The sequence below is a fragment of the Leifsonia sp. genome, from assembly GCF_051955155.1.
GTDB lineage: Bacteria > Actinomycetota > Actinomycetes > Actinomycetales > Microbacteriaceae > Leifsonia.
Genome location: NZ_JBQCGZ010000132.1, coordinates 1 through 19,269 on the forward strand (window position 1 = coordinate 1; position 19,269 = coordinate 19,269).

Below are 19,269 nucleotides of genomic sequence, written 5' to 3' on the forward strand. Positions count from 1 at the left end.
CCGCCCGTTGAGCGCGCTCGACACGGAGCTGATGGCGACCCCGGCCTTGTTGGCGACGTCGACGATGGTCACCCGTGGGTCAGCCACCACAACACCTCGCCTCCCGCTCTCCCCCGAGCGACGGCCATCCTATGCCGAAACTGGCGATCGAAGCGGAGGGCGTGGGATTCGAACCCTATCCAGGGGCTTGTCACCGCTTCGACGATGGCAAGGAAGCGCGGAGAATCAACGATTTCTACGCCCCTCTGGCATGCTTGAAGCCCCTACGACCTCGCTCGGTTGTGCGCAGAATGTGCGCAGATTCCTGGGCCATTGGGGCGACGAAGAGACTCGAGTGAGGTGCTAGCGCGGCCCAAGATCCGAATAGTTGAGCATTCCACATCGTTTTTTCCTAGTATTCATCCGTAGAATCTGGCCCCACTCTGCGATGCTGACTTCGTGTCCTCGCTAGACAAACGGCGATCGTCCCGGCTTTGCTACGCACCCGCCAGATCTCGTCGGTGAGTCACTTTCAACCGTCACCCTGGGGGATTCAAGTGGACGTGACTATCGGCAGCGATCGGGTGCGTATCGAGAAGTCGGTCTTTGTCGATCTACTCGAGAACTCCGTCGTCAATGGGCGGGCGCCGTACCGACGAGCACTCGAAACGTCGGAGATCACATATTCGGATCTCGTGGCTTTATCACGCAAAGCTGAGGTGCCACACCCGCTCTTCTTCGCACCACTCCATATTGTTCAAGCTCAGCTCCGTTTGAAGAACGAGAAGTTGCTACAAGGCGTTGTACCTGACACATTCACCGTCAACACGCGGACACAAGTCAAACTTCGTGACGTCGAACTGATCATCAAGGACCTTCTGCGGAAGCAGTCGTTGGCTAGAAAGCACGACCCGACGTTGACCAAAAACGCAATCGTCGGACTTCTCAAACGACCGAAGGCAACTGCTGAAGAGGACGCTCAGGTTCTGGTCGACGCCGTTGGTTTTGATAGAAGGGCGGTTCGCGCCGCTCGGACCAAAGACTCCGCCCTGGAAATGATCATTGCGCGACTCGAAGCCAACCAGGTGCTTGTGTCAAGGAGCGTTCGAGGGTTTATGCCTCAGCTTATCGAGGTTCGCTTCAGCGGGATGACGGTGCGCGACTCCAAAGTTCCCTACATCTTCCTTTCGGGTGGCGATCACGGCGATTTCCAGGAGCCCGCCGGGAGGCAGATCTTCACGCTCGTACTGATGACGGTACTTGTGGCTCGCGGGATCTTCGCACCGGTGAGCTATGACGCGAACAGCAGAACAGTCGAAGCAGGACGCGAGTACGACATCGTCGGTGAGATCTTGATGCCCGCGCACGAACTACAAGGCGCCAAGTTCGAAAGCGTCGACGATGTCAAGAACGCCGCCGATCAATTCAAAGTCACGCCGAGCGCTCTAACCGTAAGAGCAATGCGTCTAGGCACGCTCAACGCCGAAAGAGCCGCTGGGCTTCCTCGCTGAACTCGAGATTGAGTTTCGCGGCAGGTCAAAGCCAAAGCCACGGCAACCGAAGCCTGTAAATGCGATTCGCAAGTACAGCGGCCGAGAACTTACGATCCGTATGCTTCGCGCGGTCGACGAACGACGCCTGTCCGAACGCGAGTTCTGCCGAGTTGTCTGCTTGAACAGGATCGGGCCTTCGGAGATTGGCGAACTGAAAGTGGCGACTCAATGAACGAGGAGATGTACCTCCTCGATAACAACGCACTTTCCCACCTCACGAGGGAACAAAGGTCAAGCATCTTCTTTCGCGAGCGGTGCCGACTCCCTTCGGAAGTGCTACACGAAGCAAAGGGCTATCCGGACGTCGAAGTTTTCAAGCAGGTCGAGTACCTCACAACCATCCGAGTACTCGATTTCCTGCGTGTGATCATGGAGACCGTTCGCGAGGGCGACACAGCGCTGCTCAATCTCTACGCCAACAAAGGCGCCGCAGACCCTATGACCATTGCTTGCGCGCTGGATGCAATGAGCGAAGCTGCAGCACTACTCTTCGGCCCAAGGTGGATCGTTGTCTCGAACGACAGTGCTGTTCGCGCAAAGGCCCGAGAACTCGAAGTTGAATCGTGTACGCGTGAAGAGTTCTTGTCACGGACAAGAAGCGAATGGGACGTGTAACCGGAGATCGCGACGCGTTCTGAGCGCGGTTGGTGCAATTGACACGCACGTGTCAACGTTTTTAGCACGTCTCTAGAACATGAAAAGAAACGGGCCCTTTTTTTACACGTTTGTAACTCATGCAATTAGTCTTTACGTGTGACCTGGAGTGCGGAAACGCCATACAACGAATTACCCGGACTACCGCCAAGCGTAGAACTTGAAACCAAAGCCGTCCTGAAAGCGACGATTCAAGCCCGCGCGTCATTGGCCGCATTAGACCAAGCCTCAAAGCGCATTCCGAACCCAACCGTCCTCATCAACTCGATTCCGCTCCTTGAGGCTCAGGCAAGCTCCGAGATCGAGAACATTGTGACTACTGCGGACGAACTGTTCAAGTTCGCGCAGGAAGACTCAGCGAGCGCTAGCCCAGCCGTCAAAGAGACTCTGCAATACCGCGCGGCACTGTTTGCTGGATACGAGAGCGCGAAGGCGCGACCGCTTTCGGTGACAACCGCAGTGGAAGTCTGCTCGATGATCAAGCAACGTGACATGACCGTTCGGAACTACCCCGGCACATACATCGGCAACCCGGTCACCAAGAGGGCGATCTACACTCCGCCTAGCGGTGAGAAGACGATCCGAGACAAGCTCTCGAACTGGGAACAATTCATTCACGCTTCGAACGGACTAGATCCGCTGGTAGTCATGGCGGCGGCGCATTACCAATTCGAGGCGATTCACCCGTTTGAAGACGGCAACGGCAGAACGGGCCGAATACTAAACGTCCTGCTTCTCATTAGCGCCGGCCTCCTCGAGCTTCCGATCCTCTACCTCTCCCGGTACATCATCGAGAACAAGACGACCTACTATGAGTTGCTGCTCCGCGTAACGACTGAGCGGGCCTGGGAAGAGTGGCTGCTGTTCATCCTCGAGGGCCTACGCGTGACGGCCGAAGCCACCGTCCGCAAGATAGACGCCATCTACGGACTCCAACGAAGTACGCAAGACGCAATTCGTGCTGTGACGAAATCCAACAACGCCGACTTGTTGGCGGTCCTGTTCGAGCAGCCCTATTGCCGCATATCGAATGTAATCGAACGATGCAGCGTGTCCCGCCCGACCGCCACTTCGTGGCTTAACGGATTGGTTGAGGCCAAAGTCCTGGTGGATATCAAAGTAGGCAGGGAGCGGCTATTCATTAATACGGCCTTCTTCGACCTATTGACGCGTGCGGAAGACGTGAGCTGATAGGTCTTGATCATTCAAGGCCCCGGCTTTGCCCGATTGAGCCTCGTGGCCCGCACGGGGTTCTGGGGATCATCCGGGATCGACGAAGGACACTCCACCTACTGACCCGATCTTCTCAGCCCAGTAGGTGGGGCGTGCGTCGCACACCCCACCTACTCTCGAGTGCAGCGATCGAGCCGATGACCGTTCACGATCTGCGACACACAGCAGCCAGCCTCGCCGTGAGCGCCGGCGCGAATGTGAAGGCCGTCCAACGAATGCTCGGGCACGCCTCAGCGGCGATGACTCTGGATGTTTATGCCGACCTATTCGATGACGATCTCGATGCGGTCGCGGACGCCCTCGACGCAGCCGTGCAAAGACATGTGCGCCCAACTCATGCGCCCCTGAGTTGAGCGGTCGAGGAAAGCGGCTTCGCTACGGGTGGCTAGCGATCTGCGAGATGTCAGCCGCGGCGCCAAGGACCGCGAGGGCGGCGCCTGCCGCCATCCTTGTGTACGGAACGACACGCCGTGCGACATCGCGCACCTTCACCACGAACGACTCATCGACACCTGCGTCTTGCAGCTGATCAGCAAGGGTGTTTAGGTAACCGACAAGCTCATGGATCCGTCGAAGCAAATCGAAGGAACCAAGCGTTGACGCTTCATCAGTCGCGCTACGCACCGCGTCCACTAGCTCGAATAGGTATCGCTTTTCGGCGTCGCCAAGCGAAATCGGTCCGTCCGAGAGTAGCTCGAGCACCTCGTCCAAGGCCGTGCGCATTGACGAACGTCGTTCTGCCGAAATCGCAACCGCCGGCGTCGTCGCGCTCAGATAGTCCCCGAGGCTAAAGAGCAAATCGACGCTGCCCTGATCGATCACGACACGATTACCCGTGTTCTGGTTCCACTGCTCTTCAGGCGCGAATACTGCAGCTGCCCAGGTTGGGAAGGCTCGAGCGTAGTGATCGATGTTCCTGCCCATCGCGCGAAGCGCGTCGAGTTCGTTGCCTACTTGATGAACTAGTCCGGCCGCGGCAACCTGATCGCGCCAAAACTGGTAGTCCCGCTGCGCGCCTGCCTCCCGGCGCACGTAGACCGTCTCACCGTTCCCGACGACCTTCCACTTGTCGAGCAGGGTTGCGAGGGTGGTCGCCGCGTTCTCCATGAGCCGATGCTACTGAACCTTTCAGTAGACGTAGGCGTCAAGACTTCCCTCCGCGGCATCACGAGAAGGCACACCAATCGTGCCCAATTGAACGACCTGAGCCCCTGATGGCTCCCCACCGACGCAGCCAATTGTGCGCAAATTGTGCGCAAACAACCGGATCAACAAATAGCGAGGCCCCTAGATCCCAGTGATTTACTGGTATCCAGGGGCCTCAACCAAAGCGGAGGGCGTGGGATTCGAACCCACGAGACATTTCTGCCCACCAGTTTTCAAGACTGGCTCCATCGGCCGCTCGGACAGCCCTCCCGGCGCCGCGCGCGGCGTCGGGTGCGAGTCTAGCGAACCTCAGGCGGCCGGCTGCGGTCGGGAGGGGGCCGGGCGGCGGCCGGTGAGGAACCAGTTGGCGACGCCGGCGCCGAGGACGATCAGGGCCGCGGCCGGCGGGGCGAGCATCGCGGCGGGCGTTCCGAGGGACTCGCCGAGCGCTCCGACCAGCGCGGATGCCGCCGACTGGCCGACGATGACCGCCGACCCGAGCATGGTCATCACGGTGGCCGAGCGGCCGAGCGGGCTGCGCTCGGCGCCGAAGCTGTACTGCGTCACCAGCGTCGGGCCGACGCCGATCCCGGCGACCAGCAGCACCAGCAGCATCCCGGGGACGGTCGACACCAGCGGCAGCGCCAGGGTGGACGCGGTGAGGATGCCCGCGAAGGTCAGCCAGCGGGCGCGCAGGCTGAACCGCAGCGGGAACCAGGCGACGCCGAGCGCGAGGGCCGCCGAGCCGACGCCCATGACGCCGTAGACGAGTCCCGCCTGCTCCGGGTGGCCGAAGTCGGAGAGGAACGCGGTCAGCGCCGTCAGCATCGAGCCGAAGAACAGGCCCATCCCGAGCACGCCGACGGTGACGGCGACCAGCGCCGGCCGGGCCAGCTCGCGGGCGGGGGCCTGGCGGACGGGCATGCCGTCTTCCGCGAGCGGCACCGCGTTCCCGCTGCGGTGCAGGGCGAAGGCGGTGACGAAGACCAGGGTCAGCACGGCCGCGCCGATCACCGGCGCCGCCGGGTTCAGCGTGGTCGCCAGCAGACCGACGATGAACGGCCCGAACACGAAGACCACCTCGTCCGCGGCCGACTCGTACGCCATCGTCCCGTTCAGCACGGCGGCGTGCCGGTCGCCGGGGAGGCGGTCGGCGATGATCCCCACCAGGCGGCTGCGCGACATCGGCGAGACCTGTGGCGCGGTCGCGCCGATCGCGAACGCCACGAGCAGCACGACGATGTCGGCCACCGGGCTGAAGACGACCAGCGCCATCCCGAGCAGCGCGACGCTGTTCGCGATCGCGGTGGCCAGCACGACGCGGCGCTGACCGATGCGGTCGGCGGCGGCGCCGATCAGGGGGCCGAGGATCGCCGTCCCGAGTCCCACCATCGCGGAGGTCAGGCCGCCGAGCGCGAGCTCGCCACGCGCGGACACGACGAGCGTGAGGACGCCGACGACCATCATGGCGTACGGCAGCCGGGCGAGGAGCGCGACCGGGAAGTAGGAGAGGCCCGCTGCCTGGACGAGCGTGGCCGGCTGCTGCCGGCTCTCGGTTCTGGTCATGTGTCGGTTGGCTTTCTGTGCTTCGCGGGGACCGCGGGCGTCGAGTGCCGCCTTGGTCCGCCGCCGCACAGGGCCGGCGCCAGGTAGATACACGTAGTTCAGGTGGTACAAGTCTGAAGCATGGCGGGATGTTCCCGCCAGCCTCGCCGCCCGGTCAGTCCTGGAACGGCTTGGAGCACGTGACCTGCGCGGCCGTCTGGCCGTGCACGTCCTCCGGGAGGGTGACGGCGCCCGATCCCGAGCCGTCCGCCGGGGCCTGCGTCGCGGGCGCCTGCGTGGCGGGCGCCTGCGTGGCCGGAGCCTGCGTCGCGGGCGCCTGCGTAGCCGGAGCCTGCGTCGCCGGCGTCTGCGTCTTCGGGTCCGCCTCGGAGCCGACGCCGGTGTCCCCGGTCAGGGTGACCGGCTGGTCGTTCTTGAGCGCGGTCATCAGCGTGTCCGCCGCGTCCTCGGTCGGCACGACGCCGTCGCCCTCGTAGTGGTTCGGGTACTGCACGAACACGACCTTGCTCACGTCGATGTCCTTGAGCGCCATCGCCATCGACGCGATGGTGGTGACGTTGTTGAGGCTCTCCGAGAGCTCGATGTTGCTGGTCGCGGCCTTGGCGATGCCGAAGATCTTCGCCGGGTTGGTGAGCGTGTTCGCGCTCTTGATCGTGCGGACGAGCGAGGACAGGAACACCTGCTGGTTGCTGATTCTGCCCAGGTCCGAGCCGTCGCCGACGCCGTGGCGGGTGCGGAGGAACGCGAGCGCCTGCGCGCCCTGCAGCGTGTTCTCGCCCGCCTTCACGTCCAGTCCGGTGTACGGGTCGGTGATGTCGCCCGCGACGCACACGGGGACGCCGCCGACCGCGTTCGACATCTCGATCACGCCGTCGAACTCGATGACGCCCGCGTACGGGATGTCCAGCCCGGTCAGCTTCTGCACGGTCAGCACGGTGCAGGCGAGCCCGCCGTAGCTGAGCGAGTTGTTGATCTTCTGCCTGCTCATCGCGTCGAAGCTTCCGCCCTTGGGGTCGGGGCAGGACGGGATGGAGACGTACATGTCGCGCGGGAAGCTGATCACCGTCGCGTTCTTGTGATCCGAGGAGACGTGCAGCAGCATCGTCACGTCGTTGAGGTTCTCGCCGCGTTCGCCGTAGGCCGCGTTGCCGCCGCCGCTGTCGGAGCCCGCGAGCAGCACGTTGAACGCGCCGTCCATCGCGCCGAGCTTGGGGACGACCGTTTTGCCCTTCGCGTCGACCAGCTTGACCGACGGCTTCAGGCTGCTGGCCACATCGTAGGCGGCGTACGCGGCGACGCCGGCGCCGCTGATCCCGACGACCGCGACGGCGGCCACCAGGAACATCGCGAGGGTCTTGAACGGGTGGTGCCGCTTGAGCCGGCCGTGCCTGGCCACCGAAGGTCCTGCGGACTTCTCCTTCGCACGCGCCTGGGCGCGGGTGGGCATCTCGTTCATTCACTCCCCTTCATGCGGGATGCTCGTGTTCGGCGCGCGGGAGAATGCACACCATCGATCAGTGTGACATATCCGGCTGGCAAAGCTCTGGACGAGAGAAGCCCTGGTCAGAGCGTGTTGAGCACCTGCGCCAGGCCGTCCTCGACGACGGTGCCCGTCACCTCGGACGCGATCGCCTTCACCTCGTCCGGCGCCTGGCCCATCGCGACGCCCCGGCCGTCCGCCGCCGCCCACTGCAGCAGCTCGAGGTCGTTCCTGCCGTCGCCGACGGCCACGAGCGCGGCGGTCGGGATGTCGAGCGCGTGCCGCACCCGCTCCATCGCCGTCGCCTTGCTCACGCCGTCCGGCGAGATGTCCAGCCACGCCGTCCAGCCGATCGAGTAGCTGACCCGCTGCAGGCCCATCCGCTCGACGATCGCGAGGAACTCCTCCTCGTCGTGCTGCGGGGAGACGACGACGACGCGGGTCGCGGGATACTCGGTCAGCTCCTCGAAGCTCACCTGCTCGGCGTTGACCAGCTCCCAGTCGGTCATCCCCTCGGTGTAGCGGCGGAACCCGCTCGGGTCCTCCACCATGAAGCTGCCGGAGGGCAGGTGCGGCCGGATGGTGCGCAGCACCTCGGTCGGGTCGAAGGTCTCGATGAACTCGCGCCGGTAACCACCTTCGACGGTGTCATCCCGCCGCATCGTCAAGGCGCCGTTGGCGCAGACGACGAACTCGCTGGTCAGGCCGAATTTCTCGTGGATGGGACGCGCGGTCTCCCAGCTGCGCCCGGTGGCGAGCATGACCTCGTGACCGGCGTCGCGCACCCGGGTGACGGCGGCCAGCACGGCATCGCCGACGGACTCGTCCTCGTGGATGAGCGTCCCGTCGACGTCGAGCGCGATCAGCAACCGGTCGCTCACCTGGCGACCGGCTCCAGCACCTCGAGGCCGCCCAGGTAGGGCCGCAGCGCCTCCGGGACCAGCACCGAGCCGTCCTCGCGCTGGTGCGTCTCGAGGATCGCGACCAGCCAGCGCGTGGTGGCGAGCGTGCCGTTCAGCGTCGCGACCGGCGCCGTCCTGCCGCTCTCGGTGCGGTGCCGGATCTCCAGGCGGCGGGCCTGGAAGGTGGTGCAGTTTGAGGTGGAGGTGAGCTCGCGGTACCGGCCCTGGGTCGGGATCCACGCCTCGACGTCGTACTTGCGTGCGGCGCTGGAACCGAGGTCGCCCGCGGCGGTGTCGATGACGCGGTAGCTGAGGCCGAGCGCCTGCATCATCTCCTCCTGCCAGGCGAGCAGCCTGGCGTGCTCGGCCTCGGCCTGCTCCGGGAGCGTGTAGACGAACATCTCCAGCTGGGTGAACTGGTGCACGCGGATGATGCCGCGGGTGTCCTTGCCCGCCGACCCGGCCTCGCGGCGGTAGCAGGTGGACCAGCCGGCGTAGCGCAGCGGCTCGCTCACATCGAGGATCTCGTCGGCGTGGTAGCCGGCCAGCGCCACCTCGCTCGTCCCGGTGAGGTAGAGGTCGTCGTTCTCCAGGTGGTAGACCTCGTCGGCGTGCACGCCGAGGAAGCCGGTGCCCTGCATGACCTCCGGCTTCACGAGCGTCGGGGTGATCATCGGCACGAAGCCGTTCTGCAGCGCCTTGTCGAGCGCCATGTTCATGAGCGCGATCTCCAGGCGCGCGCCGATCCCGCGCAGGAACGAGAATCGCGCGCCCGCCACCTTGGCGCCGCGCGGCATGTCGATCGCGCCGAGCAGCTCGCCGAGCTCGAGGTGGTCGCGCGGCTCGAAGTCGAACGACGGGATGCCGCCGACCTCCTTGAGCACCACGTAGTCGTCCTCGCCGCCGGCGGGGACGCCGTCGATGACCGGGTTGCCGATCCGGCGGAGCACGTCGTCGAAATGCGCCTCCGCAGCGTTGGCCGCCTGCTGGGCCTCCTTCACGCGGCCGGCGAGCGCCTGCGCCTGCGCGACGAGCTCCTTCTTCTGCTCCTTGGGGGCCTGCGCCACCTGCTTGCCGAACGCGTTCTGCTCGGCGCGCAGCTCCTCGAAGGCGGTGATGGCCGAGCGGCGCTCGATGTCCGCCTGGATGGCCTCGTCCACGAGCTGCACGGAGTCGCCGCGCGCCTCCTGCGAACGACGGACGACATCGGGGTTCTCACGGAGCAGGACGGGATCGATCACGTCCTTACCCTATCGCCGTCGGGTAGCGTGAAACCGTGGCAGATCGGGCGGGGGCGGACCGGACGCTGGTCGCCGTCGTCTACAACCCGGTGCGCATCGACGTGCCCCGCGTCCGCGCCGCGGTCGAGGCCGCGGCCGCCCGCGCCGGGGACATCGAGCTGCTGTGGCTGGAGACGACTCCCGAGGAGGCTGGCCAGGCGCAGACCAGGCACGCGCTCGAGCGCGGCGCCGAGCTCGTGCTCGCGGCGGGCGGCGACGGGACGGTGCGCGCCGTCGCCGAGGCGATGCGGGAACGGGACGCGACGCTCGGCCTGCTGCCCTCCGGCACCGGCAACCTGCTCGCGCGCAACATCGGCGTCCCGTTCGCGAGCGTGGAGGCCGCGTGCGCGGTCGCGTTCGACGGCGCGACCCGGCGCATCGACATCGGCGTCGCGACGGCGGAGCGCGAGGACGGCTCCCGCACCGAGCACGCGTTCCTGGTGATGGCGGGCATCGGCATCGACGCCGAGATGATCGCCAACACGCGGCCCGAGCTGAAGCGCCGGTTCGGCTGGCTGGCGTACGTGGACGCGGGCTTCCGGTCCCTCCCGAAGGCGCGCAAGCTGCGCGTGCGGTTCCGGCTGGAGGGCGGCCACGAGCGCTCGGCGCACGTCAGCACCATCCTGTTCGCGAACTGCGGCGTGCTGCCGGGGAACATGGAGCTCATCCCGGACGGCGCGGTGGACGACGGGCTGCTCGACGTCGCCATCTTGCAGCCGGCGTCGGTGTTCGGCTGGCTGGCGATCTGGCGCAAGGTCACGTGGGAGAACCGGGTGCTGCGCAGGAGCGCGCTGGGCCGCCGGATCATCCGGTTCACCGACCGCGCGGTGCGCACCCGGCTGAGCTACCTGCGCGGCTCCTCCGTGCAGGTCCGGCTGGAGCGCCCGGAGCCGTTCGAGCTGGACGGCGACGCCTTCGGCGACGTGGTCGGCCTCGACCTCGCCGTCGACGAGCGCGCCCTCCGCGTCCGCGTCCCCGCCTGACGCGGCTGACTGCGCCGCCGCGTCACGAGTGCGGTCCGGCGCGCGGGCGAAGACGTTACACGCGGGCGCAGTCGGTCAGTAGCCCTCGTCCTCGGCGGGGTCGGGTGCGGCGGGGGTGGGGCGGCGGCCGGCGAGGGCGGTGAGGAAGAGGAGGGCGACGAGGGTCGCCAGGCCGATCGTGATCAGCGGGCCGGCGAGCATCCAGCCCAGCTGCGAGATCACGAGGGTGCCGACGTCCGAGCTGGGCGTCGCGGCCGAGTACGAGAGCGACACCGAGACGCTGTAGAGGACGATGCCGAGCACCACGAAGCCCCCGCCGACCAGCCACAGCGCCAGCATCAGCGGGTTGCGCCGCGGCGAGAGCTCGAGGCGGTCCAGGACGCCGGGGCCGGCGGCGATCGTCGCGGCGGGTTGCGCCGACGGCTCGGGCGCGGCGGGGACGACGACGGCCTCCGCCTCGGGCGACGCGACGATCGACAGCGCGGCCGCTTCGACGGGCGCGGCCTCGACGTCCTGCTCGCGCCTGCGCTCCTGCGCCGGACGTGCAGTGCCCTGCGCGGTCGCACCGGCCGGCGCAGCGCGCAGGCGGGTACGGGGACGCTCCCCCGCCTGCGGCCGGTAGCCGCGCTGGAAGGAGGGGTCGTACCGCGGATCGAAGCCGCGCGCGGAGTCCTGCTGCTCGTCGTCCACGATCATCCCGACCTCCCTGCTGCGCAGCTTACCCGCGCACATCCCCCGCGACACCGGCGTCGTCGACCAGCGACGACAGCCACTGCCTGGCCTCGGTGAACACCTCGTCGCGGTAGCGCTGGTCGAAGTCGACGCGCACGCCGTCCGCGCGCGGGTACGAGCCGAGGAAGATCACCGACGGGCTGAACCGGCGCAGGCCGAGCAGCGCATCCGCGACCCGCTCGTCGCGGATGTGGCCGTCCGCGTCCATCACGAAGCGGTACCGGCCGAGCGCGTCGCCGATCGGCCGCGACTCGATGAGGCTCAGGTTGATGCCCCGCGTGGAGAACTGTTCCAGCAGGTCGAGGAGGGAACCGGGACGGTCGTCCGGCAGCTCCGCGATCAGGCTGGTCTTGTCCGCGCCGGTCGGCTCCGGGACGCTGCGGGTGGTGCTCACGAGCACGAACCGGGTGACCGCGTTCGGGTTGTCGCCGATGTTCTCGGCGAGCACGACGACGTCGTGGTGGTCGACGATCCCGGGCGGCGCGATCGCCGCGTCGGCGGTGCTGCCCTCGAACAGGGAGGCGGCGGCCGCGACGTTGCTCGACGCCGGCAGGTGCCCGTGCTCCGGCAGGTTCGCGTCCAGCCACTGGTGGCACTGCGCGTAGGCGACGGGATGCGCGTTGATCGTCCGGACGTCGGCGAGCGCCGTCCCCGGCCGCGCCACCAGGACGAAGTTCACCGGGACGAGGTACTCCCCAACGATCCGCAGGCCGGGGATGGTCGCCAGCGCGTCCTGGGCGACGGAGACCCCGCCCTCGATCGAGTTCTCGATCGCGATCATCGCGGCGACGCTGCGGCCGGCGACCACGTCGGCGAGCGCCTCTCCCACGTTGTTGACCGCGCGCCAGCGCTTGCCGCGCGCCTCGGGCACCTGCGCGAGCGCGGCCTCGGTGAACGTTCCGGACGGCCCCAGGAAGCTGTAGACCTCGTCGACGGACGCGGGCAGCTCGGCGGACGGTTCGGCGTTGGCGGACATGCCGCTCAGCTTAGCGACGCGATGGTGGCCGCCTCGCCCGCGGACGGCGGCCGCCCCTCGCTCCATCCTCTCGGCCGTGGAAGCATAGGGGCCATGGACGAACGAGCAGGCACCCCCGCGCAGCCCTCCGACCTCATCGACGTCGACGCCCTGCGTCGCGCGTACTACGAGCTGAAGCCGGACGTGAGCATCCCGGAGCAGCGCGTGGTGTTCGGCACCTCCGGCCACCGCGGCAGCTCGCTGAACACCGCGTTCAACGAGGACCACATCGCCGCCACGACGCAGGCGATCGTCGAGTACCGCGCCGCGCAGGGCATCACGGGCCCGCTGTTCATCGGCGCGGACACCCACCTGCTCAGCGACTTCGCCACCACCACCGCGCTCGCGGTCCTGGTCGGCAACGAAGTGCGCGTCCTCGTCGACGAGTTCGACGACTGGGTGCCGACGCCCGCCGTCTCGAACGCGATCATCGCGTACAACAAGGCAGGGCACGACGACCAGGCCGACGGCATCGTCGTCACCCCGAGCCACAACCCGCCGTCCGACGGCGGCTTCAAGTACAACCCGCCGCACGGCGGCCCCGCCGACACGGACGCCACCAGCTGGATCGCGAACCGTGCCAACGAGATCATCGCGGGCGGGATGCGGGACGTGCGGATGGCCGAGCCCACCGGCGTCGAGACCTACGACTTCCGCGGCAACTACGTGGCCGACCTCGAGAACATCATCGACGTGAAGGCGATCCGCGAGAGCGGCATCCGCATCGGCGCCGACCCGCTCGGCGGCGCGAGCGTGCACTACTGGCAGGCGATCGCGGACCGCTACGACCTCGACCTCACCGTGGTGAACCCGGAGGTCGACCCGGCCTGGGGCTTCATGACGCTGGACTGGGACGGCAAGATCCGGATGGACCCGTCCAGCCCGTCCGCGATGGCCTCCGTCGTCGCCCGCGCCGGCGAGTTCGACATCCTCACGGGCAACGACGCCGACGCCGACCGGCACGGCATCGTCACCCCCGACGGCGGCCTGATGAACCCGAACCACTACCTCGCCGTCGCCATCGACTACCTGTTCCGCACGCGCACCGGCTGGCGCGAGGACGCGGCGGTCGGCAAGACGCTGGTCTCGTCCTCGATCATCGACCGCGTGGCGGACTCGCTCGGCCGCCGGCTGTGGGAGGTGCCGGTCGGTTTCAAGTGGTTCGTGCCCGGCCTGATCGACGGCTCGGTGGGCTTCGGCGGCGAGGAGAGCGCGGGCGCGAGCTTCCTGCGCTTCGACGGCTCGGCCTGGACGACGGACAAGGACGGCATCCTGCTCGCCCTGCTCGCCAGCGAGATCCGCGCGGTGACGGGGAAGTCCCCGTCGCAGCTGTACCGCGAGCTGACCGAGCGCTTCGGCGACCCGGTCTACCAGCGCGTCGACGCCCCGGCGAGCCCCGAGCAGAAGGCCGCACTGAGCAAGCTCGACGGCGACGCGATCGCCGCGACCGAGCTGGCCGGCGAGCCCATCACCGCCAAGCTGAGCAGGGCCCCCGGCAACGACGCCCCGCTCGGGGGCGTCAAGGTGCAGACCGAGAGGGCCTGGTTCGCCGCGCGCCCGAGCGGCACCGAGAACGTCTACAAGATCTACGCCGAGTCGTTCGCCGGCGAGGACGACCTGCGCGAGGTCCAGGAGGAGGCCAAGCGCATCGTCGACGAGGCGCTGGGCGGGTAGGGCCCGCGCCGCTCAGCGTGCCCGCGCCCTCAGCGCGGCCGCGCCGACAGCGTCCAGCGATTGCCGTGCGCGAGGGGCTCGTGGGCGAAGTCGTCGACGAGCATCGTGACGAGCGCGAGGCCGCGACCCGACTCCGCGAGGTCGTCGGGGTCCGGCATGCTCGCGCCGTCGATGTCGACCGCCGCCGGGGTCGCGTCGTCGGTGATCACCGCCTCGATGCCGTCGCCGGTCGCGCGGAGGGCGAGCTCGACGCGCACCGGGGCGCCGTCCTCGCTGTGCCGGACGACATTGGTGACCACCTCGACCACCGCGAGCTCGAAGCCGCCGCGGAACCGCTCGGAGAGGTCGTCGCGCTGCTCGCCGAGCCGCTCGAAGAGCTCGTGGACGCGGCCGATCGCCGCCGGGTCCGCCGGGGCCCGGAAGCTCTCCCGGAACGGCTCAGTCACGGTAGGCGTCGTCCGTCGACGGGTAGACGCGCAGGATCCGATCGAGGTTGGTGAGCTTCAGCACGCTCGTGACCTGCTCGGCGGCGGAGGCCAGGCGCAGGTCTCCCCCGGCGGTGCGGGCCGCCTTCAGGCCGCTGATGAGGGCGCCGAGCCCGGAGGAGTCGATGAACTCCACGGCGCTGAGCTCCAGGGCGATGCGCGGGTGGCCGTCCTCCACCACCGACTGCACCGTCCTGCGCAGCGCGGGCGCTGTCACGAGGTTGATCCGGCCTTCCGCCGCGAGCACCGCGACGCCGTCGTCCCTGATCGTGGTGGTGATGTTCATCGGGGCCGGTTCTCCTTCCTGGCCGCGTGCGCGGCGGGTCCCCTGTACAGGGCGGCTCGGGGGATGATGCTCAGCACGACGAGGTCGTAGACCACCCACACGGTGTTCACCAGTGTCCCCACCCCGTCGGCGGTGCCGGCGACGACGCGCAGGGCACCGACGATCGCCGCGATCACGAGCACCGCCATCGCCGTCAGCTGCGGCCAGATCTCGCGCCACGGGACGGCCGCGCGGCCGACGCGCTCCTTCGGCGTCACCACGAAGCCCAGCGGGCGCCGGAACCAGACGTTCGCCGCCGAGGTCCAGCACGCCTTGATCCACAGCGGGAACAGCGCGAGCGCGTACTGCTGGCCGCGCCAGGTGCGGATGCCGTGCGCGCCGATCAGGAACATCAGCTGGCTGAGCACGAAGTACGGGATGAAGCGCGCGAAGAAGTCGACGCTCCACGCGGTCACCGGCATCACCCCGGCGAGCAGGTAGACGGCGGGCGCGGCCAGGTACACCAGCGCGGCGAAGCCGGACAGGTAGCTCCACATCGTGGCGAAGTACATCAGACGCTGGCCGCCGTCGAGCCCGCGCTTGGCGAGCGGGTTGTCCTTCAGCATCACCTGCAGCGTCCCCTGCGCCCAGCGCAGCCGCTGCTTCAGCATCGTCCCGAGGTCCTCTGGCGCCAGCCCGGTCGCGAGCAGCTCGTGGTGGTACACGCTGCGCCAGCCGTTGGCGTGCAGCTGCATCGCGGTCGCCATGTCCTCGGTGATGGAGATGGTGGCCATCGGCATCACGGGCTGCGCCTCGTCCGGCCGGTCGACGGCGAGCGCCCTGGTGATGCTCTGCACGGACTCGATCGCGCCGAGCGGCGACCAGTCGCGCTCGGCGAGCCGGTCGAGCGCGACGTCGTCGACGACGAACGCCGGCAGCTCCGAGTCGGCCTGCAGCGGAAGTTCGGCGATCGCCGCGAGGTCCTCCTCCATCGCGGTCAGGTGCCCGCGGACGGCGGCGCGCGAGACCGCGTCCACGTCCTCCTGCAGCCGCCAGGTCACCTCGCCGACGCTCTCGCCGGCGCGCAGCCGCTCCGACGCCTCGCGGACGCGATCGCGCAGCTCGGCGACGAGTTCCGCCTCCGCCGGGTCCGTCCGCGCGGACCGCGCCGTCCTGGCGAGCATCCGCTCTGCGGTGCGCAGGGAGGCGCGCACGGTCTGCTCCACGTCGCGGACGTAGCCGGAGATGCCCAGCTGCATCAGCGCCTCCCGCCGCAGCACCGCGTTCGAGCCGCAGAAGAACGCCGCGTTCCAGCCGTCCTTGCCCTGCTGGATCGGCCCGTAGAACAGCGGGGCCTGGTTGCCGAGCAGGTCGGCGTCGTCCACGTTCGAGAAGTACTGGGGCGTCTGCACGAGCGCGACGCGCTCGTGCGCGAAGTAGCCGAGGGTGCGGTCCAGGATCTGCGGCTCCGGGATCTGGTCGGCGTCCAGGATGAGCAGGTACTCGCCCTCGGTCTGGAACAGCGCGTTGTTGAGGTTGCCCGCCTTGGCGTGCCGCGGCTTCCCCGTCCAGTCGTCGGTGCGGGTGATGTAGCCGACGCCCGTGCGCTCCGCCGCCTCGCGCATCTCGGGGCGCGCGCCGTCGTCGAGGATCCACGTGGTGTGCGGATACCGGATGCGCGTGGCGGCCCTGGCCGTCGTCATCACCAGGTCCACCGGCTCGTCGTAGGTCGTGATGAACACGTCGACCGTCCCGGCCGGCGGCGCCTCCGGGCCGGAGCGGACCTTCACGCGCCACATCGTCAGGGCGAAGAAGAAGGTGTCGACCAGGCTGTACGTCTCGGCGACCACCAGCGGCACGGCGATCCACCAGGCCTCCCAGTTGACGGAGGCGAGCCACCGCCAGACGACGTAGTTCACGCCGGCGAGCACCGCGAGCAGCGCGACCACGCGCAGCAGCACGACCCTCATGCGTCGGCCCTGCGCACGACGACCGCCGTCATGTCGTCGATCGGCAGCCCGGCCCTGGCTGCGCCGACGATCCGGGAGACGGCGCCGGCCGCGGTCGCGGAGCTGCGGACGATCGCCTCCAGGCGCGGGAGCGCCCTGTCGCCGCCGAGCGCGTCCAGGATGCCGTCGCTGATGCAGACGAGGGCGTCGCGGGCGTCGAGCCCGATCGTCGCGACCTCGTCCCCGCCCGCGCCCGGGATGCCGAGCGGGACGGACGTGGCCGCCAGGCGCTCCAGCGCGCCGCGGTCGCGGACCACGAACGCCAGTCCGTGCCCGGCGTCCACGTACTCGACCGCGCCGTCGGGATGGACGCGCGCGTGGAAGAGGGTGACGAACGTGGAGAGCTGGTCGAGGTCCTCCTCCACGACGCGGGAGGCGGCGCTCACCGAGGCCTCGATGTCGGCGAGGTCCATCGCGCTGCGCAGCGCGGTGCGCACGGACGCGGCGACGATGGCGGCGGCCATCCCCTTGCCCATCACGTCGCCGACCGAGACGCAGAAGTCGTCGCCGACGTCGTACCAGTCGTAGAAGTCGCCGGCGACACCGCGCGACGGCTCGCACGCGGCGGCGACGTCGTAGCCGGCGGCGCGCGGCTTCCTGCGCGGCAGCAGACCCTTCTGTGCGATCGTCGCGCGGTCGAGCTCGTCGTCGCGCTCCAGCTCCACCTGCACCCAGTCCGCCAGGTCGCGCAGCACCTGCTCCTGCTCGGCGCTGAGCTCGCGCGGGACGGTGTCCAGCACGCACAGCGTCCCGACCGCCTCGCCGCCAGGAGCGTGCAGCGGCTCGCCCGCGTAGAACCGCAGGTGCGGGTCGCCGAGCACGAACGGGTTGTCGCGGAAGCGCTCGTCTGCTGCCGCGTCCGCGACGATCAGCGGCGCGTCCTGCTGCACCGTCACGTCGCAGAACGCGCCCTCGCGCGGCGCCTCCGTCGTCAGCCCGAGGTGCGACTTGCGCCACTGCCGGTCGCCGTCGATGAGGGTGATGCTCACCATCGGGACGCCGAAGAGCTGCTGAGCCAGCCGGGTCACCCGGTCGAAACGCGCCTCGGGACCCGAATCGAGGATCCCCAGTCCGGCGAGCGCACGCTGTCGCCGGCCTTCCGTCTGCTGCAGCGACTCCGTGTCGACGACCATGCCCCCACTGTACCGACGCGTCTACCCGGAATCAGGAGGCGGCGTCCTAGTGGTACGCGGTGCCGCCGGGGACGCCGAAGAACTCCTCCAGCGTGGTGACGCCGGTGGCGTGCAGCCGGGCGGCGAGCGGCGCTCCGACGTAGCGGTAGTGCCACGGCTCGAACGTGAAGCCGGTCACCGCCTCCTTGTCGGCCGGGTAGCGGAGGAGGAAGCCGAACCGCCAGGCGTTGGCCGCGAGCCACTTCCCCTGCGCGGTATCCGCGAAGCACGCGGCGAGCGAGCACTGGGCGGGCACGGCGCTGATGTCGACGGCGAGGCCGGTCTGGTGCTCGCTGTGGCCGGGCCGTGCCGTGTCGGTGTCCGCGTAGGCCTGACCGTTGCGGTGCACGTCGTCGTCGTAGACGCGCGTCTGGGAGTCGAACGAGCGGTAGGCGCTCTGCACGGAGAAGTGCAGGCCGGCCTCCTCGTCGCCCGCGTGGAACATCCGCACCAGCGCATCGGCGACCTCGTGCCGCATCGGCTGCCGGTTCACGTACGTGACGTCGGGGTAGTCGAGGTCCGCCGGCGCGTAGTCGAGGGGATGCAGGGCGCGCGCCTTGTTGACCACGACCCACGTGCTCGCGGGGTCGTCGATGGAGAGGGCCGCTTTGTCGAAGCCCGCCGCCGTCGCCGTCGGGACGACGGTCGGGGTCGGCCGCGGGCTCGGCGCGTGGGTCGACGGCCTGCTCGTGGGACGCCGGTGCGGCTCGGCGGCCGCCTTGCCCGGCCCCGCTCCCGGGGCGCAGCCGGTCAGCACCAGCACCGCCAGCAGGACAGCACCGAGCGCGGCGGCGCCGCGACGGCGTGCCGCGCGCCCCCCGGCCCCGCTCCGGACCTCGCCCGCTACCACGGGACGAGCATAACCGGAAGTGGTCGAGCGCTACTTCGACAGGCTCCAGAAGTGCCCGATGGCGCCCGGGTGCTCGACGGTGATGGTGTTGTCGAGGTCGCGGTAGTCGGTGTCCTCGTTGTGCCCGACCATCTTGATCGCGATCCGGCCGTCCACCTTCTCCACCGCGGAGACGATCTGCACGTGGTCGAGCGAGTCGTGGTCGGTGCACTCGAACAACAAGATGTCGCCGACCGTGATAGTGTCGCGCGGGTGGAAGGCGTACTAGGTGGGGGCGAGCTGGGCGGCGGT

At 68.5% G+C, this 19,269-nt stretch carries 18 protein-coding genes, 1 tRNA gene and 1 pseudogene; 6 read left to right on the forward strand and 14 right to left on the reverse strand.

Going from position 1 to position 19,269, the window contains the following annotated elements; genetic code table 11:
• Positions 1-542: 542 nt before the first annotated feature.
• The 4 genes and pseudogenes from ACTHMF_RS14685 to ACTHMF_RS14700 all read left to right on the forward strand — a co-directional run.
• Entirely contained in the window at positions 543-1,490 is a 948-nt protein-coding gene (locus ACTHMF_RS14685) for a hypothetical protein (protein WP_440318614.1), read from the forward strand.
• 210 nt (positions 1,491-1,700) lie between these two features.
• Positions 1,701-2,147, forward strand: a complete 447-nt coding sequence (locus tag ACTHMF_RS14690; protein ID WP_440318615.1) for a hypothetical protein — start codon at positions 1,701-1,703, stop codon at positions 2,145-2,147.
• Positions 2,148-2,285: 138 nt separating this feature from the next.
• A complete protein-coding gene (locus ACTHMF_RS14695) occupies positions 2,286-3,377 on the forward strand; it encodes a Fic family protein (RefSeq protein ID WP_440318617.1) in 1,092 nt (363 codons plus the stop codon).
• A gap of 107 nt (positions 3,378-3,484) precedes the next feature.
• A pseudogene (locus tag ACTHMF_RS14700) lies at positions 3,485-3,772 on the forward strand (tyrosine-type recombinase/integrase); the annotation flags it as partial.
• 22 nt (positions 3,773-3,794) lie between these two features.
• On the opposite strand, the gene ACTHMF_RS14705 reads toward ACTHMF_RS14700, so the two are convergent.
• From ACTHMF_RS14705 to serS, 6 genes are all read right to left on the reverse strand, one after another.
• Positions 3,795-4,526, reverse strand: a complete 732-nt coding sequence (locus ACTHMF_RS14705) for a hypothetical protein (RefSeq protein ID WP_440318619.1) — start codon at positions 4,524-4,526, stop codon at positions 3,795-3,797.
• 224 nt (positions 4,527-4,750) lie between these two features.
• Positions 4,751-4,835, reverse strand: a tRNA-Ser gene (locus tag ACTHMF_RS14710).
• A gap of 39 nt (positions 4,836-4,874) precedes the next feature.
• Positions 4,875-6,131: an MFS transporter gene (locus tag ACTHMF_RS14715; protein ID WP_440318621.1), complete on the reverse strand. Its 1,257-nt coding sequence runs from the start codon at positions 6,129-6,131 to the stop codon at positions 4,875-4,877.
• A gap of 154 nt (positions 6,132-6,285) precedes the next feature.
• Positions 6,286-7,587, reverse strand: coding sequence for an LCP family glycopolymer transferase (locus tag ACTHMF_RS14720; protein WP_440318622.1), 1,302 nt, complete (start codon positions 7,585-7,587; stop codon positions 6,286-6,288).
• Positions 7,588-7,694: 107 nt separating this feature from the next.
• Positions 7,695-8,492 carry an HAD family hydrolase gene (locus tag ACTHMF_RS14725; RefSeq protein ID WP_314147177.1) on the reverse strand — a complete coding sequence of 266 codons (798 nt, stop codon included), beginning with the start codon at positions 8,490-8,492 and terminating at the stop codon, positions 7,695-7,697.
• The gene (serS, locus tag ACTHMF_RS14730) at positions 8,489-9,754 is read right to left on the reverse strand and encodes a serine--tRNA ligase (RefSeq protein ID WP_440318624.1); all 1,266 of its coding nucleotides are present in this window, start codon (positions 9,752-9,754) and stop codon (positions 8,489-8,491) included. The genes ACTHMF_RS14725 and serS overlap by 4 nt, the downstream gene beginning before the upstream one ends.
• A gap of 35 nt (positions 9,755-9,789) precedes the next feature.
• Between serS and ACTHMF_RS14735 the strand changes: the two genes are divergently transcribed.
• Complete coding sequence (locus ACTHMF_RS14735; protein WP_440318625.1) at positions 9,790-10,776, forward strand: diacylglycerol/lipid kinase family protein; 987 nt, start codon at positions 9,790-9,792, stop codon at positions 10,774-10,776.
• A 75-nt stretch (positions 10,777-10,851) separates the two neighbouring features.
• On the opposite strand, the gene ACTHMF_RS14740 is transcribed toward ACTHMF_RS14735, so the two are convergent.
• A complete protein-coding gene (locus ACTHMF_RS14740; RefSeq protein WP_440318627.1) occupies positions 10,852-11,472 on the reverse strand; it encodes a hypothetical protein in 621 nt (206 codons plus the stop codon).
• 22 nt (positions 11,473-11,494) lie between these two features.
• Positions 11,495-12,484: a prephenate dehydratase gene (pheA, locus tag ACTHMF_RS14745; protein WP_440318628.1), complete on the reverse strand. Its 990-nt coding sequence runs from the start codon at positions 12,482-12,484 to the stop codon at positions 11,495-11,497.
• Between the two features lie 93 nt (positions 12,485-12,577).
• Between pheA and pgm the strand changes: the two genes are divergently transcribed.
• Entirely contained in the window at positions 12,578-14,197 is a 1,620-nt protein-coding gene (gene pgm / locus ACTHMF_RS14750; RefSeq protein WP_440318630.1) for a phosphoglucomutase (alpha-D-glucose-1,6-bisphosphate-dependent), read from the forward strand.
• A 29-nt stretch (positions 14,198-14,226) separates the two neighbouring features.
• Here the strand turns inward: pgm and ACTHMF_RS14755 are convergent, their stop codons facing one another.
• From ACTHMF_RS14755 to ACTHMF_RS14780, 6 genes are read right to left on the reverse strand one after another with little or no spacing between them, the layout of a single operon-like run.
• Entirely contained in the window at positions 14,227-14,643 is a 417-nt protein-coding gene (locus tag ACTHMF_RS14755) for an ATP-binding protein (RefSeq protein ID WP_440318632.1), read from the reverse strand.
• Entirely contained in the window at positions 14,636-14,968 is a 333-nt protein-coding gene (locus tag ACTHMF_RS14760) for an STAS domain-containing protein (protein WP_440318634.1), read from the reverse strand. Before ACTHMF_RS14760 ends, ACTHMF_RS14755 begins: the two co-directional genes overlap by 8 nt.
• Complete coding sequence (locus tag ACTHMF_RS14765) at positions 14,965-16,917, reverse strand: glycosyltransferase family 2 protein (RefSeq protein WP_440318636.1); 1,953 nt, start codon at positions 16,915-16,917, stop codon at positions 14,965-14,967. Before ACTHMF_RS14765 ends, ACTHMF_RS14760 begins: the two co-directional genes overlap by 4 nt.
• Positions 16,914-18,089 carry a PP2C family protein-serine/threonine phosphatase gene (locus ACTHMF_RS14770; protein ID WP_440318638.1) on the reverse strand — a complete coding sequence of 392 codons (1,176 nt, stop codon included), beginning with the start codon at positions 18,087-18,089 and terminating at the stop codon, positions 16,914-16,916. Before ACTHMF_RS14770 ends, ACTHMF_RS14765 begins: the two co-directional genes overlap by 4 nt.
• 46 nt (positions 18,090-18,135) lie before the next feature.
• Complete coding sequence (locus ACTHMF_RS14775; RefSeq protein ID WP_440318640.1) at positions 18,136-18,978, reverse strand: D-alanyl-D-alanine carboxypeptidase family protein; 843 nt, start codon at positions 18,976-18,978, stop codon at positions 18,136-18,138.
• Positions 18,979-19,008: 30 nt separating this feature from the next.
• Positions 19,009-19,218 carry a hypothetical protein gene (locus tag ACTHMF_RS14780; RefSeq protein ID WP_440318642.1) on the reverse strand — a complete coding sequence of 70 codons (210 nt, stop codon included), beginning with the start codon at positions 19,216-19,218 and terminating at the stop codon, positions 19,009-19,011.
• Between the last annotated feature and the right edge of the window lie 51 nt (positions 19,219-19,269).